The organism is uncultured Maribacter sp. (genome assembly GCF_947500985.1).
In the GTDB taxonomy this organism is placed as follows: Bacteria; Bacteroidota; Bacteroidia; order Flavobacteriales; family Flavobacteriaceae; genus Maribacter.
This window is the reverse complement of sequence record NZ_CANMTX010000001.1, coordinates 529,813-545,338: the sequence shown is the minus strand read 5'-3', so window position 1 is coordinate 545,338 and position 15,526 is coordinate 529,813. Positions and strand designations below refer to the sequence as shown.

15 protein-coding genes are annotated in these 15,526 nt (G+C 33.6%); 6 read left to right on the top strand and 9 right to left on the bottom strand.

Features of this window, described 5'->3' with window-relative positions:
* Positions 1-121 precede the first annotated feature (121 nt).
* A complete protein-coding gene (locus tag Q0871_RS02455; RefSeq protein ID WP_299317483.1) occupies positions 122-694 on the top strand; it encodes a fasciclin domain-containing protein in 573 nt (190 codons plus the stop codon).
* Here Q0871_RS02455 and pheT read toward each other — a convergent pair whose 3' ends face one another.
* Positions 695-3,124 carry a phenylalanine--tRNA ligase subunit beta gene (pheT, locus tag Q0871_RS02450; protein ID WP_299317481.1) on the bottom strand — a complete coding sequence of 810 codons (2,430 nt, stop codon included), beginning with the start codon at positions 3,122-3,124 and terminating at the stop codon, positions 695-697.
* 127 nt (positions 3,125-3,251) lie between these two features.
* On the opposite strand from pheT, the gene Q0871_RS02445 reads away from it, so the two are divergent.
* On the top strand, positions 3,252-4,475 hold the full coding sequence (locus Q0871_RS02445; protein WP_299317479.1) for a TlpA disulfide reductase family protein: 1,224 nt from the start codon (positions 3,252-3,254) through the stop codon (positions 4,473-4,475).
* Here the strand turns inward: Q0871_RS02445 and leuB are convergent, their stop codons facing one another.
* Positions 4,476-5,594 carry a 3-isopropylmalate dehydrogenase gene (leuB, locus tag Q0871_RS02440; RefSeq protein ID WP_299317477.1) on the bottom strand — a complete coding sequence of 373 codons (1,119 nt, stop codon included), beginning with the start codon at positions 5,592-5,594 and terminating at the stop codon, positions 4,476-4,478.
* Between the two features lie 2 nt (positions 5,595-5,596).
* Positions 5,597-6,769, bottom strand: coding sequence for a 2-isopropylmalate synthase (locus Q0871_RS02435; protein WP_299317475.1), 1,173 nt, complete (start codon positions 6,767-6,769; stop codon positions 5,597-5,599).
* Between the two features lie 145 nt (positions 6,770-6,914).
* Between Q0871_RS02435 and Q0871_RS02430 the strand changes: the two genes are divergently transcribed.
* Both Q0871_RS02430 and Q0871_RS02425 read left to right on the top strand, forming a co-directional pair.
* Positions 6,915-8,459, top strand: coding sequence for a hypothetical protein (locus Q0871_RS02430; RefSeq protein WP_299317473.1), 1,545 nt, complete (start codon positions 6,915-6,917; stop codon positions 8,457-8,459).
* 15 nt (positions 8,460-8,474) lie between these two features.
* The gene (locus Q0871_RS02425) at positions 8,475-9,335 is read left to right on the top strand and encodes a DMT family transporter (RefSeq protein WP_299317471.1); all 861 of its coding nucleotides are present in this window, start codon (positions 8,475-8,477) and stop codon (positions 9,333-9,335) included.
* A gap of 9 nt (positions 9,336-9,344) precedes the next feature.
* Here Q0871_RS02425 and Q0871_RS02420 read toward each other — a convergent pair whose 3' ends face one another.
* From Q0871_RS02420 to panB, 4 genes are read right to left on the bottom strand one after another with little or no spacing between them, the layout of a single operon-like run.
* On the bottom strand, positions 9,345-9,875 hold the full coding sequence (locus tag Q0871_RS02420; protein ID WP_299317470.1) for a DUF4252 domain-containing protein: 531 nt from the start codon (positions 9,873-9,875) through the stop codon (positions 9,345-9,347).
* 30 nt (positions 9,876-9,905) lie between these two features.
* On the bottom strand, positions 9,906-10,604 hold the full coding sequence (locus tag Q0871_RS02415) for an RluA family pseudouridine synthase (RefSeq protein WP_299317468.1): 699 nt from the start codon (positions 10,602-10,604) through the stop codon (positions 9,906-9,908).
* Between the two features lie 24 nt (positions 10,605-10,628).
* Positions 10,629-11,126, bottom strand: a complete 498-nt coding sequence (gene lspA / locus Q0871_RS02410) for a signal peptidase II (RefSeq protein WP_299317466.1) — start codon at positions 11,124-11,126, stop codon at positions 10,629-10,631.
* A 14-nt stretch (positions 11,127-11,140) separates the two neighbouring features.
* A complete protein-coding gene (panB, locus tag Q0871_RS02405) occupies positions 11,141-11,959 on the bottom strand; it encodes a 3-methyl-2-oxobutanoate hydroxymethyltransferase (protein ID WP_299317464.1) in 819 nt (272 codons plus the stop codon).
* Between the two features lie 132 nt (positions 11,960-12,091).
* On the opposite strand from panB, the gene Q0871_RS02400 reads away from it, so the two are divergent.
* Positions 12,092-12,559: a nuclear transport factor 2 family protein gene (locus tag Q0871_RS02400; protein ID WP_299317462.1), complete on the top strand. Its 468-nt coding sequence runs from the start codon at positions 12,092-12,094 to the stop codon at positions 12,557-12,559.
* Between the two features lie 11 nt (positions 12,560-12,570).
* Here Q0871_RS02400 and Q0871_RS02395 read toward each other — a convergent pair whose 3' ends face one another.
* Positions 12,571-13,614, bottom strand: a complete 1,044-nt coding sequence (locus Q0871_RS02395; RefSeq protein WP_299317460.1) for a ThuA domain-containing protein — start codon at positions 13,612-13,614, stop codon at positions 12,571-12,573.
* A 155-nt stretch (positions 13,615-13,769) separates the two neighbouring features.
* Here Q0871_RS02395 and Q0871_RS02390 point away from each other — a divergent pair, with 155 nt between their 5' ends.
* A complete protein-coding gene (locus Q0871_RS02390) occupies positions 13,770-14,300 on the top strand; it encodes a hypothetical protein (RefSeq protein ID WP_299317457.1) in 531 nt (176 codons plus the stop codon).
* A gap of 14 nt (positions 14,301-14,314) precedes the next feature.
* On the opposite strand, the gene Q0871_RS02385 is transcribed toward Q0871_RS02390, so the two are convergent.
* Entirely contained in the window at positions 14,315-15,355 is a 1,041-nt protein-coding gene (locus Q0871_RS02385; protein WP_299317455.1) for an alpha/beta fold hydrolase, read from the bottom strand.
* Between the last annotated feature and the right edge of the window lie 171 nt (positions 15,356-15,526).

Below are 15,526 nucleotides of genomic sequence, written 5' to 3'. Positions count from 1 at the left end.
TGTTAAAATCGTTCTATTACCTAATTCACACTAGGTGTCAAAGACATCTAATTGTATATTGACGACGAAATCGAGCTGTTTATCGATTTTAAGAACATTTGCCCCTTAATAACCACCTATTATGAAAAAATGGATATCCCTCATGTCCTTGTGCACCCTATTTTTAGGGGTTCAGACCTATGCACAGGACAATGCGATTGATTTTAAATTTGAAAATCTAATATCAACTATTCAATCGGAAAAATCCATAATAGAACGTACGGCAACCTTCGAAAATCATTCTTCATTGTTAAATGCCCTCAGAGCCACAAATTTAGATAAGGTTTTAGATTATACCGGAGAATTTACTGTTTTTGCACCATCTAACCTTGCATTTGAAAAGCTATCAAAAGCGACAATCGATAAGTTATTTGATCCAGAAAATAAAAAGGCATTAAAAGCGATGCTTTCTTATCATATAATTGCAGATAAATTATCGGCTTCTAGTATTTTAAAAGCGATGTGCAGAGGTAATGGTATCGCAAAATTTACTACCATACAAGGAGATAAAATAACAGCGACTATGAAAGGTATAGACATTGTTCTTACGGATAAATCTGGTAATAGTGCTATAATCACAACTGCAGACTCTAATCAATCTAACGGCATCATTCATGAAGTTGATACCGTTTTTGTTCCAGAAAAAATGTTTTAATTAACGCAATATTGCTCCTAAATTACGTTCGTAAGTACTTTGTAATTTAGACATAATCTTTTCTATTTGCTTTTCTGTCAATGTGCTTTTATCATCTTGCAAAGTGAAGCTCACTGCATATGATTTCTTGCCTTCTGGTAATTTTTCACCTTCATACACATCAAAAAGAGTCATGTCTTTTAAATATTTACGCTCTGCACCAAAAGCAAGGTCATGAAGTTCACGATACGTAGCTTTATTATCTAAAAGTAACGCAAAATCTCTTTTTACTTCTGGGTGTTTAGGTATTTCTTTAAAGGTAACAGGTGTTGTTGTAATTTGTTTTAAAACAGCTCCCCAATCAAAATCAGCGTATAATATATCTTGTTTTATATCAAAATGTTTTAGAATAGACTTTTTAATCAGCCCGAAAGAAACCAATTCTTTTTTCTTGTTTGTAAATGTTAAGCCTTCTGAGAAAATTGTAGAAGTGGTAGGTTCGCTTTTTAAATCAGCTAAACCAAGTCTTAATAATACCGATTTAACAATAGACTTTAATTCAAAAAAGTTCGTAGGCACAGCTTTTGTTGTCCAGCTATCTTGAACAGAGTCTCCTGTTAATAAAATACTCAGATATTTTGGTTCTATTCGTTTATCACCTTTGGTGTAATATGTTTTACCAAATTCGAACAATTTTAGATTACCCCTTCTTCTGTTAATATTGTAACTAGCAGTTTCTAAAGCAGAGAACAAAGAAGTTCTACGTAAAACAGAAAGATCACCACTTAATGGGTTAATAATTTCAATAGACTTACGTTCTTCATCCTCATCTTTTAATAATGATGTATAGTCAGGATTCGTTAAACTATTGGTTAAAATTTCATAGTAACCTTTTGCTGCCAATGCATTTCCAATGGTGTTTTGAATTGTGTGGTCTGCAGTTGCTTCTGTAGTGGCTATAGAAGCATTCAATTTTTGACTAAAAGCAACATTGTTATAGCCATAAACCCTTAATATTTCTTCTATAACATCCACCTGACGCTGCACATCAACTCGGTACGATGGTACTTCAAGACCCATACCGGCTTCAGTAACATTTTTAACTTTAATATCAAGAGATGCCAATATAGATTTAATGGTGTCTTGTTGAATTTCTTGACCTATAAGCTTGTTGATTTTTTCAAATGCAAGAAAAACTTCAAAATTAGGATGCTTTTTAGGGTATAGATCATAGACGTCAGATGTTATTTCACCACCTGCTATTTCTTTAATTAACAAGGCAGCACGTTTTAAACTATACTCTACGTTTTCAATATCAATACCGCGTTCAAATCTAAATGAAGCATCTGTATTTAAGCCATGCCTTTTGGCAGATTTTCTAATAGAAACCGGGTTAAAGTATGCGCTTTCTAAAAATATAGATGTAGTTTCTTCTGTTACACCAGATCCCAACCCGCCAAATATACCAGCTAAACACAAAGGTTTTTCGGTATCGCAAATCATTAAGTCATCTTCATGCAAGGTTCTTTCAATACCATCTAACGTAGTAAATTTGGTCCCTTTCGGTAAAGTCTGAACCAAAATTTTATTACCTTTTATTTTATTGGCATCGAAAGCGTGTAGCGGCTGCCCAAGTTCGTGTAGCACATAATTAGTAGCATCTACAACATTGTTCTTTGGCGTTATACCTATAGACTTAAGTCTATTTTGAAGCCAAGTAGGTGAGGGTTGAACAATTAAATTGCTTAATGTAATACCACAGTAACGCGGAGCTAGTTCAGTTTTTAATACATCAACATCAATTTTAAGAGATCTGTCATTAATATTAAAATGACTTGTAGAAGGGGTAATCAGTTCTTTTGTGATCTCCTTTTGTTTAAGTCCTGCCTTTAAATCTCTTGCTACACCAAAATGGCTCATAGCGTCAGCACGATTTGGCGTTAAGCCAATTTCAAAAACTTCATCCTCTTCAATATCAAAAACTTCTGAACAAGGAGTTCCGACTTTTAGATTTTTATCAAGTACCATTATACCATCGTGACTACTACCAAGACCTAATTCGTCTTCGGCGCAAATCATACCAAAGCTTTCTTCTCCCCTGATTTTCCCTTTCTTAATAGTCCAGGCTTCACGTTCAGCGGTATAAAGAGTTGTACCAATTGTAGCTACTGGTACTTTTTGTCCGGCAGCAACATTCTTAGCTCCACAAACAATTTGCACGGGTGCCTCTAAGCCAATATCAACCATAGTGACATTTAGCTTATCAGCATTTGTATGTTTTTCACAACTTAAAACGTGACCTACAACGATACCTTTTAATCCGCCTTTAACAGATTCAAATTTCTCAACACCTTCAACCTCTAAACCTAAATCGGTTAAAAGTTCTCCGGTTTTTTTTGATTCCCAATCTATTTGTATGAACTGTTTAAGCCAGTTATATGATATTTTCATTCAAAATATTTATAGGTTGCAAAGATAAAACAATGCCCTAATACATTCAATAAGCTATGAAGTCTTTATTTTAATTTTTAATTCTGCTATTTTAATTGTTTATTAGAAGTCAAATTAAAAAATAGGTATGAGATATAGTATTGCAGTGCTATCCGTTTTAATGTTATTTGTTGGGTGTAAGCAGAATACACAAAATGTAAGTTTGTCTGATGGTGTTTGGCTTGTAGAGCTAGATGTTATGGATAATCAAGTATTACCTTTTAATTTAAAAGTCAATAAAAAAGACGATGGAAGTTACACAATGCAAATTTTTAATGCGGAAGAGGTTATAGATGTAGATGAAATTGAAATTAAAGGTGATTCTATAATTATGCAGACACCTGTTTTTGAAGGTTTTTTAGCGGGTACTTTTACCGAAAATTCAATAAAAGGTCAGTTTATTAAAGAAAGTTTAGATAGAATAGTGCCGTTCAATGCTGTATATGGTACTGAAGATAGGTTTGAAACTAAAAATAAGCGTACTGATGGCAATGTAACTGGTATTTGGGAAACCTATTTTAGTCCAGATTTAGATGAAGAATATATTGGTAAGGGTATTTTCTTGCAAGAAGATAATAGGGTTACAGGTACTTTTAGAACTACAACAGGAGATTATAGATTTTTAGATGGCATACTTGATGGTGATTCTTTAAAATTATCTGCTTTTGACGGTGCTCACGCTTTTCTATTTAATGCAAAAGTTACCGATTCTAGCATGAATGGTGTTTTTTACTCTGGAAATCATTTTAAAGAACCTTTTGTAGCAGCTAGAAATGATGGTTTTGAACTGCCAGACCCAGATTCATTAACTTTTTTAAATGAAGGTTATGAAAAGTTAGCATTTACTTTCCCAGATGTAAAAGGCAATTTGATTTCTTTAAGCGATGAAAAATATCAGGGTAAAGTGGTTGTTGTTCAGCTAATGGGTACATGGTGTCCAAATTGCTTAGATGAAACCAAATTTTTAGTAGATTATCTAGAAGATAATAATGATATTGAAGTTATTGGTTTGGCTTTTGAATCAGCTAAAACTAAAGAAATAGCAATAAAAGGCATCGAACGACTGAAAGATAGAATAGAGGTGAACTATCCTATTTTATTAGCGCAGTATGGTACTTATGATAAACAAAAAGCACAAGAAAAATTACCGATGCTTAACCATGTGCTTTCATACCCAACTACCATATTTATGGATAAAAAGGGGAATGTTCGAAAAATTCACACAGGTTTTAATGGTCCCGCCACAGGCGAGAAATTTGTTGAATTCAAAAAGAATTTTAATGAATTGATGACTGAGTTGGTCAGCGAATAATTAGATAATAGTAGATTTTCCTAAGCCGATGTTTTCATCGTTAATACTAAAATTACCATCTAATTCCATAATATTGTCGGCTAAAAAATCGCCAACATAGTTAGTGCCATATTTAGAGCTTCCTAAAATATCTGGAGTTACTATTTTCTTAGAAAATGATTTTAAAACTGCAGCTACAACGGCATCAGACTCTTCATTCATTTTAAAATGTTGCAATAGCATAGCCATACTTAAGATAGAAGCTACTGGGTTTGCAATGTTTTTACCTGCTGCATCAGGGTAAGAACCGTGAATTGGTTCGAACATAGCATGCTCAAGTCCGACGGAAGCTGATGGTAAAAGTCCTATTGAACCTGCAATTACGCTACCTTGATCAGAAAGAATATCTCCAAACATATTGTCGGTTAAAATGACATCAAATTGAGCCGGATTTAAAACCATCTGTACGGCAGCATTGTCTATCAATTGATAATTAAGCTCTACATCTGGGTAGCTCTCGGATATTTGCGTTACCACACGTCTCCATAATCGCGAAGTTTCAAGTACATTAGCTTTGTCTACCAAGGTTACTTTCTTTTTTCTGGAACGAGCAGATTTGAACGCTAAATGAGTAATTCTACTAATTTCAAATTCACTATAAGAACATATATCTGTTGCAATATTCTTTTCTTCGTCAAAAGTTTTTTCACCATAATAAATTCCTCCAGATAATTCTCTAAAAATTACTAAGTCTGTATCTTTTACTTGAGCTTTTGATAAAGGGGATTGCTTAACTAAAGAAGGAAATACCTTTACGGGTCTAATATTTGCAAACAGACCTAATTTCTTGCGTAATTTCAATAGCCCTTGTTCTGGCCAAACTTTTGCTTTTGGGTTGTTATCAAATTCGGGTAGACCCAAAGCGCCAAATAATGTAGCATCGGTACTTTTACAAAGTTTAAGAGTTTCTTTTGGTAACGGACTACCAGTTTGCTTAATCGCAGAAGCACCAATGAGTCCTTTTTGAAATGTAAAACTATGACCAAAAGTTTCTTCAACAGAACGTAAGCACTTAATGGATTGCGCTACGACCTCAGGTCCAATTCCGTCTCCTTCTAAAACAGCAATGTTTAAATGCATAATTAGCTAATACTTTGTAAATCTATATTTGAAGTCTCAATAATTTGATGAATATCATCATCTTTTACTTCTTTTCTAGTGTCGGCATACTTTAAAAACTCTTGATAAACATCGTCAAGTTGAACTTTGGATAACTCGTAACCTACAATTTTAGCTCTGTAGGCTAGTGCAGCTCTACCACTTCTAGCGGTTAAAACAATAGAAGACTCAGTTACTCCAACATCTGCAGGGTCAATGATTTCATAAGTTTCTCTATTTTTTATAACACCATCTTGATGTATACCAGAACTATGGGCAAATGCGTTGGCACCAACAATTGCTTTATTTGGTTGTACCATCATACCCATTTTACTAGATACCATTAAACTGGTATCATAAAGTAATTTGCTGTTTATGGTGGTATCATAATTTAAATCTGGGTGTTGGCGTAAAATCATGACAACTTCTTCTAATGACGTGTTGCCTGCGCGTTCACCAATACCGTTAATAGTACATTCAATTTGTCTTGCACCATTAATGACACCAGAAATAGAATTTGCAGTAGCCAAACCTAAATCATTATGGCAGTGACAAGATAAAATTGCTTTTTCTATACCTTTTACATTTTCACGTAAATACTTTATTTTGGCACCATATTCGTCTGGCAAGCAATATCCAGTGGTATCTGGTATGTTTAAGACGGTAGCACCTGCTTTTATAACCGCTTCACAAACACGAGCTAAATATTCATTATCTGTACGACCGGCATCTTCGGCGTAAAATTCAACATCTTCTACGAAAGTCTTTGCGTATTTAACAGCATCGATTGCACGCTCTATAATAGCATCTCTGTTAGAATTGAATTTAAATTTAATATGAGAGTCAGATGTACCAATACCAGTATGAATTCTTGGCATTTTAGCATATTTAAGAGCTTGGGCAGCAACTTCAATATCGTTTTTGACAGCACGTGTCAATCCACAGACTGTAGCATTTTTAACGAGTTTGGCTATGGCTTCGACAGATTGAAAATCTCCCGGGCTAGAAACAGGAAAACCGGCTTCGATCACATTAACCCCTAGTAAATCTAGGCGTTCAGCGATTACCAATTTTTGTTCCCGGTCTAATTTACAGCCCGGTACTTGCTCTCCATCTCTTAAAGTAGTGTCAAATATTTGTACTATCTCTTTACTCATTATATTTACGTAGTTTTACTCGTCAAACGAATATATAACCTAAAATACAAGTTACTTTAATGTTGTTAACTTGTTTACAACGTTAAGCTAGTTTTTTGGGTATGTAAAGTATTGATTAACAATTATTTAAACTCTTATTATTACGATGACAAATGCGCATAAAGATGCTTTGTTCGTTTTGGTTAAGTCACTTTCTAAATCTGAAAAGCGTCAGTTTAAGCTTTATGTGGGTAGATTGGGTGTAAATACAGATGCCAAATTTTTGGCGCTCTTCAATCTGTTGGATAAAATTAAGCAATACGATGAAAAAACCATTTTGGAAAGTGGTATTGTTAAGAAAGCCCAACTTTCTAATCTTAAAGCACATTTGTATAAACAGATTTTAGTGAGTTTAAGACTAAATCCTGTGAACCAGAATATAAGGGTTCAGATACGTGAACAGTTAGATTTTGCAACGATATTATATCAGAAAGGACTTTACAAACAAAGTCTAAAAATTTTAGATAAGGTAAAGGGCATTGCTATAGAGAATGAAGAAAAGAATATAGCTTATGAAATTGTTGAGCTTGAGAAGATAATTGAAACCCAGTATATTACAAGAAGTATACCCGATCGTGCCGATGAACTTGCTATACAGGCAAAAGAATTATCTGGACATAATGTAATGACAAGTAAGCTGTCAAATCTTTCTTTACAGCTTTACGGAATGATGTTAAAAGTAGGGTATGTAAGAAGTGATGAAGATTATCAAAAAGTGAAAACTTATTTCAATAATCATCTACCTTTATATAATATTGAAGACTTAGGTTTTCGAGAAAAATTATGGTTATATAAAGCCTATTTGTGGTATAGTTTTCTTACCCAAGATTTCCTATCATGTTTTAAATATGCCAGTAAATGGGTAGATCTTTTCTATGACCATAAAGAAATGATCTATTTAAATCCTGTATTCTTTTTAAAAGGAAATCACTATTTGCTAGAATCTCTTTTTTATGTACAATACAGTTCTCAGTTTAGAGAAGTTTTAGAGCGTTTAGAAACGACTATTAAAGAAAAAGATTTTCCGGATAACGATAACATCAACTCCTTGGTATTTATGTATTTAAATGCCAATAAATTGAACTTGCATTTTCTTGAAGGTACGTTCGAAAAAGGCTTGTACTTGGTTAAGATTATTGAATATGGAATAAATAAACATAGAGATAGAATCGATGTACACCATGTTATGGTACTTTATTATAAAATCGCCTGTCTGTATTTCGGTATTGGAGATAACAAAACTTGTATTCAATATCTAAAAAAGATAATCGATAATAAGAATTTAAAGATGCGTGAAGACTTAATGTGTTTTGCACGTGTTTTGAGTTTAGTTGCTCATTATGAGGCAGGTATGGATTATCATTTAGAAGTTCAATTAAAAAGTACGTATAAGTTTCTTCTAAAAATGGACGATATGCATGCAGTACAAAAAGAGATGATCAAGTTTCTTAGAAGTCTAGGTGGTATATATCCAAATCAGTTAAAAGCAGAATTTCAGAAGTTATATAACGAACTTAAAAAGTACGAAGATCATCCGTATGAAAAGAGGGCTTTTTTATATTTAGATATATTATCATGGTTAGAGAGTCATTTACAGAATAAACCAGTTTCTCAAATCATGAGAGAAAAAGCACTAGCTAAAATACGTTAAGCGTAATTTATGTAGATGAAAAGTAATCACATTCAGCATTTATTAGAAATTAACCTTGCAATGCTATTTATAGCCACTTCTGGGGCATTAGGGCGTTATGTTCAGTTACCAGTGCCGGTTGCTATTGGTGCAAGGGCGCTATTAGCTTTTGTAGCGCTGTTTCTATATTGTAAATGGAAGGGTTTCAGTTTAAAAATTGATAAAAAAGATATTCCAGTAATCTTGCTTAGTGGGGTGTTAATGGGTGTACATTGGGTCGCCTATTTCTATGCTTTAAAGCTATCTAATGTAGCAATTGGTATGCTTTCTATATTTACCTATCCAGTGATTACGGCATTTTTAGAACCTATTCTTTTGAAAACGAAGTTTGAATTGATGCATTTACTGCTTGCATTTTTGGTGCTTACGGGTATGTATTTTTTGAGTCCTACGTTAGATTTTGAGAATTCATATACTGTAGCCATTGGTTTTGGTGTATTTTCAGCTCTGGCATATGCACTTAGAAATATACTTTTGAAAAAGAAAGTGGCGAAATATAATGGGTCTATGTTAATGACTTACCAAACGGCAATTGTTGGTGTTATTTTGTTTCCGTTTTTATTTACTGTTTCATCAGAAACAATCATAAGTCAATGGAAAGTTCTTGTGGCACTTGCTGTTTTAACTACAGCTATTGGTCATACTATGTTTTTAATGACTTTCAAGCATTTTAATATAACGACAGTAAGTATTTTAAGCAGTGTACAGCCTATTTATGGTATTATAATCGGTGCTATATTTTTGTCAGAAATACCGAAGGGAACTACAATTTTAGGCGGAATACTAATTTTAAGTTCCGTGGTAATAGAAAGCATCCGTTCTAAAAAACCAACTTAAAGATTCGTTTTAATTTTGAGAATTGATTCCTGGTGTACTAGCTCCAAACTGACTGATTATATTATCTCCGAATTTAGTAAACTGTTCGTTTTTAGCCATCTCTCTTACTTTTACAGGGTCAAAATCACCATTGAAATATAAAAAAGAACCTGTTTGACTGTTGTTATTGTAAATCAGAATTTCTTTGACTAGATTTTTCTTCTCTCTTACAGAAACTACATTACGTTTTAAATCATCGTTCTTTCGAAAAACTTCAATAAATGAGTTTCCGGTAATACCGTTCATTTGTTGATTCAAAAACTGAGTTTTACTCGCTGTAGCACTCGGAAACTGCATATACCTTAAATCTTTGGCATTACCGACCATAGCCTTCATCTCAGGCGAAATTTCACTGATCATTGATAGCATAAATTGCGGAACACGAACTGCCTTTACTTGGTTGTCATTTTTATGAGCATTGTAAAAGGTGTCAATAGAGTTGTAGCTGCCGCACGAAGTAATTAGTAGTAATACGCTTAGTGCGTAAATTTTCTTTAACATGGTTATAGTGTTTCTTTAAAAGTAGTGAAATTAAAGACACGCATTCCAAATAGGGTCATTTGGCGGTGGAGCAATAATTTCTAAAGGTTCTTTTTTTACCGGATGCATTAAACTTAGTTTTCGTGCATGTAAATGTATACTTCCGTCAGCATTACTTCTGTCAAACCCGTATTTTAAATCCCCTTTAATAGGACTTCCTATTGCAGTTAGTTGCGAGCGAATTTGATGATGGCGACCTGTTTCTAAATCCACTTCTAAAAGAAAATAGCAATCTAATTTTTTTAAGATTCTATACGTTAAAATTGCTTTTTTACTGTCAGGAACTTCTTTGATATTGGCGTACGACTTATTTTGTTTGGTGTTGCGCTTCAACCAATGAACTAACCTTTTCTCAGGCTCTTCAGGACTGTTTTTTACAATTGCCCAATAGGTTTTTTTGGCATCTTTTTCTGCAAACATTTTGTTCAGCCTAGGTAAAGCTTTAGAGGTTTTTGCAAATACCACTATACCTGATGTTGGGCGATCTAAACGGTGCACAACACCTAAGTAAACATTACCCGGTTTGTCGTACTTTTTCTTTAAAAAAGCCTTTACAGTATCACTCAATGGCTGATCACCGGTTTTATCACCTTGTACAATATCACCAGGGCGCTTATTAATAACGATTAAGTGATTGTCTTCAAATAATACTTGAAGGTTGTTTACTGTAGAATGTTCTTTTTTCGACAAAATTTGGTCTTATTATTTAATTATTTAGATTGCTAGTTTCTTACCTCTTATAATTAAAAAAACAAACATCAATACCCCTATAGTAACCGCAATATCTGCAATATTAAAAATTCCTGTTCGAAAAAATCCTAATCTAATTTGAAAGAAATCTGTTACTGAGCCATATGCTATTCTATCTATTAAATTTCCTAGCCCACCACCTATAACTAATGCAAATGCAGATACAAGTAATAGGTTTAAGTTGGGCTTACTTATTATTCTGTAGAGCATTATCAATAACAATAACATTGGTAAAGCCTGTAAAAGAAATCTTTTTAAAATAGGAGGGAAGTCTTGTCCAAAACCGAGCATGGCGCCAGTATTTTCAACATTAGTAAGAATTAAATGATTCTTAATTACGGGAATATAAGCTTCAGGTTCCACTTTTTGGCGAGTCAACTCTTTCGATACCTGATCACAACCAACCGTCATTAAAACAATGATTAGAATTAAGAATCTAGTAAAGTATTTAGAACGCTTCAAAAAGAATTTATTAATTAATATTGTTCATCATCATTTGGGAAATCTTGACTTTTTACATCGCTTACATAGTTAGAAATAGCTTTGCCCATTTCTTCATATAGGTTCATATATCTACGTAAAAAACGAGGGTTAAATTCATGCGTCATTCCTAATAGATCGTGAACCACAAGTACTTGACCGTCAGCATGTTTTCCACCACCAATACCTATAGTCGGTATGGTTAGACTTTCAGAAACTTTTTTGGTAAGCTCAGCTGGTATTTTTTCTAGAACCAAACCAAAACATCCTAGTTTCTCTAGTAATTTGGCGTCTTCCATTAGTTGTTCTGCTTCTTCCTCTTCTTTTGCACGAACTGTATATGTTCCAAATTTATATATAGACTGTGGTGTTAGACCTAAATGACCCATAACAGGAATACCGGCAGCAAGAATTCTTTTAACCGATTCTTTAATTTCTGCGCCACCTTCTAATTTTACAGCATGTGCACCACTTTCTTTCATAATTCTAATAGCAGAGCGTAGAGCTTCTTTTGGGTCACTTTGGTAGCTTCCAAAAGGTAAATCAACAACAACCAGTGCTCTGTCTATAGCCCTAATAACCGAAGATGCATGATAAATCATTTGATCTAAAGTTATAGGTAATGTGGTCTCATGGCCTGCCATAACATTACTTGCGGAATCACCTACCAAAATAACGTCAACCTTAGCGGCATCAACAATCTTGGCCATTGAATAGTCATATGCAGTAAGCATAGAGATTTTCTCTCCATTCTTCTTCATATCCACTAGTGATTTTACAGTGACCCTTTTATATTCTTTTTTAGCTACAGACATATTTTAATATTGATTAAGAGCTATAAAAGTAAGGAGTTTTACTGAGATTAAGCATTCAGGATATAATCCATTTAAAAGTGTACAACTAAAATTTATCTATTTTTATATTTAGTAGTTTTAAGAAGCTGATATATGAAATACATCTGTGTCCTATTTACATTATTTGCTTATAATATGGTCAATGCACAAATAGAAGAAGAAGTAAAGGTTAAGTACGCTGTAGAGACTTTTTTTTACGCTTTTAATGGAAAAAATGAAAGTGCCATAAAACGTGTTGTGGATACTGATATCAAAATGCAGACAGTAAATTTAAATGCGGAAGGCAATATGGTTGTTCAAAATACGAATTTTAATGATTTAATAAATTTTATGATTACCACACCAGATTCTATACCTTTTCATGAAAAGATTCTGGATTATAAAATTCAAATAGACGGCGGTATGGCGCACGTTTGGGCGCCATATGAATTTTGGTACAATGGAGAATTCAGTCATTGCGGCGTTAATTCTTTTCAGTTATACAAAGAAAAAGATGCTTGGAAGATCATTTACTTAGTTGATTCTAGAAGAAAAGAAGATTGCAATCCGGTTTCAGAGTAAATGTATATATGCTATTTCCATGGTCTTGAGTTTGATGAATCTGCTGAAGGAAAATCAGTAGGAACTTCTTGCGTTACTTTTCCTGTTGCTGCCCATTCAGTTCCACGTTGTAAAGTTGTAATAAAACCTACGCATTCCAGAGAATAGTCAAAATGCCCTAGCGTTGAATGAAAAACACGCCCCTTACCATAATTTATAGCCATTAGCTGAGGAACATTTTGTCCTAATCCAGTTACATTAGGATCCCATGGTGGAGCATTTTTTTCTACATCGGCATAAGCTGTAGCTAATATTGTAGCATTTTCAAACGGACCTCTCATACGTTCATACAACTCATCGGGTGTGTGCAACCATTTTTCTGGAATACCTTTCATGATTGGGTGTTCTGGAGCTCTGGTAGTTAATTGAAACTTATATTCAGGTCCGTGAGAACCACAAACCCCTTCAGAAGAATCTTTTATTAGTTCACCAGCATCATTATAATATACGTAAGGTCCAGATTTTTCATCTCGACCTCCCCAGGCACCTAATCCAATCATTTTATTAAATTCTTCCCATTCACCCCAGGCATTGTCCGCAGCATGCACCACTACTAAACCACCACCATTGTTCATATAAGTTTCAAAATCATTTCTGGTTTTCTCAGGCCATAAAGGAGAATCAGCGCCAAGGTTAGAAATAATGACATCGTAATCATTGAAATTAAATGTGAAGTCTGATGTTTGAACCGGGCTCTCAGATATAAGATAGGTCTTATCTGTTAATGGATAAGTTTCTATAAATGAATGGTATGCTTCTGGTCTATCCTTGTTGTATTTGATGCCCAACCACACAGAGTCCATTCTATGAATATCTACCGTAAATAGGTTTGTCTGCTCTAAATAACCTTTCATCATCATGGTAGTCTTTGGCCAAATATAATGATTGTTCTGACCGTCAATAATCAAGGCTTTCAGTTTGGCTGTAGGTTGAACGTTTTCAGCTACTTCTTTCTTTTTTTCTCCGCAAGACGCCAGTACTAAGCTTAATAATACAACTGCCATTAAATTTTTCATGTTGATGGTTTCATATAAATGTTGACTTTAAATGTACATGAACTAGATAAGATGGCAAAAACCAAATTAAAAATAAGTTAGACGCAAAAAATGTAATTCTTGTTGCGGATGAAAAAAACTGCTATTAAATTAGCACTAAACAAAAGTTGAGTACAATGAAATTATTAGGAATAGGGTCTAGAATTCTGCATAAAGAGTTAGGTAAAGGTGTAATTACAAATGTTTCTAGTACCATGTATTGGGTGACATTTATGGATAATGGTTTAGAAACCATTGATATAGATTCTGAATATGAGGTGATAGAGGCAATTGAAAATGAAGTAGATACCGTAAGTTTTTTCGATGTAGAAAGTTCTTTAGTTGCAATTCTTCAAAAGTGGAGCGATGCTACACAACGTGTTGCCATTGCAGATAAGTGGAAAGGTGGAAATTTAATTATAGAACCCGGTGAAGCGGGTATGAGTAATAAAGAAATACCAATTAATACCTTCTTTCATAAAATTGTAATGGTGAGAGACCGTATACGTGTAATGGAGCAAAAAATAAATTCGAGTAAGAATTTAGATGATCAAGAGAAGGTTGATTTACAACAATATATTACGCGTATTTATGGTAGTTTAACAACGTTTAATGTGCTTTTTAAAAACAAAGGAGATCAATTTATTGGAGAAAAAGGAGGGAAGTAGTTTCTTTTTTGATTTTAATTTTGAACTCTTAGAGCTTTAACAATTTCATATTGTTTATCAATTATAGCTTCGTTAAAACCATGGGCTGCATTAGAAACAGTAAAATATTCTTTTCTAGGAGCCCTAATTTTTTCAAAATAAGGTTTGTTAAGTTCTGTAGAGCATAATATATCATGCTTTCCTTGAATCATGAAAACGGGTAATCGAAAGACAACTGCGGTATGCTCTAAGTTGATATTACTTACCATTGATTTTATACCAATGTTCTCGTCACCAACAAGGTTTAGAAAAGAGTAGTCATCTCCATTGTATCTATCTCTACTATCTTCGTTATTCTCATATGATGCTGCAACTTCCCTCCAAGAAGAAGGGGCAGGAGTTGTATTTTCTCTTTCGTATTGTTTAATGATTCGTAATAGCTGTCCGTAAGTTTTTGCTTGTATATATGGTGGTGCCCCTAAATTATTCAACTTATCTATAACTACATTATCATTATTCCGGTCTGCTAATTTTTTAACTTCTAAATATGCATTTTTAATATTGTCAAGAAAGTTTACAAATTGAGCATGACCTATATATGCGTGATATAAATCTGGATTTTTCTGAGCCATTTCAGTAGCCAGTATGGATCCCCATGAGGTTCCTATTAGTATTACTTTTTTCTTGTTAAATTGTTTTAAAAGATATTGGGTTACCGAGATGCCGTCATTGACCATTTCATTAACTGTCAACGGGTTATTTAAATAAAATACATCATTAATATCTTTGTGGCAATTTTTTCCAAATGTTTTACCAGCACCTCGTTGATCCCAATGCACAATGGTAAATTCTTTCAGCCAATCAGCGTAAACATCTTCTTTATAATGGCTCATGGTGCTACCTGGTCCGCCATGTATTATAAGTATAATAGGGTTATCAGAGTCATCACCTTTAATTGTAACCCATTGTTCAATACCGCCAATGGTAATAAACTTTTCTTCAGCAATTTTGTTTTGAGCAAAAGATGTATTAGTTATAAGTAATATGAAAATGAAAATGATATTTTTTAATTGCATTTTGTTGATGATTTGAAGATGATTTGATGATGAATATGGGTGCTACGAAGATATCGTGCCTTGTACAACTTATAACTACAGCTTAAATATATTAACTAATATTTCACTTATCCTGTAATTTATCAATCGCTTACTGATAAAATCAAAATACAAGTGCTGTATCATATTTTA

Coding starts and splice junctions, on each gene's coding strand:
- Q0871_RS02455 (WP_299317483.1), top strand. CDS start 122: ATGAAAAAATGGATATCCCTCATGTCCTTGTGCACCCTATTTTTAGGG.
- pheT (WP_299317481.1), bottom strand. CDS start 3,124: ATGAAAATATCATATAACTGGCTTAAACAGTTCATACAAATAGATTGG.
- Q0871_RS02445 (WP_299317479.1), top strand. CDS start 3,252: ATGAGATATAGTATTGCAGTGCTATCCGTTTTAATGTTATTTGTTGGG.
- leuB (WP_299317477.1), bottom strand. CDS start 5,594: ATGCATTTAAACATTGCTGTTTTAGAAGGAGACGGAATTGGACCTGAG.
- Q0871_RS02435 (WP_299317475.1), bottom strand. CDS start 6,769: ATGAGTAAAGAGATAGTACAAATATTTGACACTACTTTAAGAGATGGA.
- Q0871_RS02430 (WP_299317473.1), top strand. CDS start 6,915: ATGACAAATGCGCATAAAGATGCTTTGTTCGTTTTGGTTAAGTCACTT.
- Q0871_RS02425 (WP_299317471.1), top strand. CDS start 8,475: ATGAAAAGTAATCACATTCAGCATTTATTAGAAATTAACCTTGCAATG.
- Q0871_RS02420 (WP_299317470.1), bottom strand. CDS start 9,875: ATGTTAAAGAAAATTTACGCACTAAGCGTATTACTACTAATTACTTCG.
- panB (WP_299317464.1), bottom strand. CDS start 11,959: ATGTCTGTAGCTAAAAAAGAATATAAAAGGGTCACTGTAAAATCACTA.
- Q0871_RS02400 (WP_299317462.1), top strand. CDS start 12,092: ATGAAATACATCTGTGTCCTATTTACATTATTTGCTTATAATATGGTC.
- Q0871_RS02395 (WP_299317460.1), bottom strand. CDS start 13,614: ATGAAAAATTTAATGGCAGTTGTATTATTAAGCTTAGTACTGGCGTCT.
- Q0871_RS02390 (WP_299317457.1), top strand. CDS start 13,770: ATGAAATTATTAGGAATAGGGTCTAGAATTCTGCATAAAGAGTTAGGT.
- Q0871_RS02385 (WP_299317455.1), bottom strand. CDS start 15,355: ATGCAATTAAAAAATATCATTTTCATTTTCATATTACTTATAACTAAT.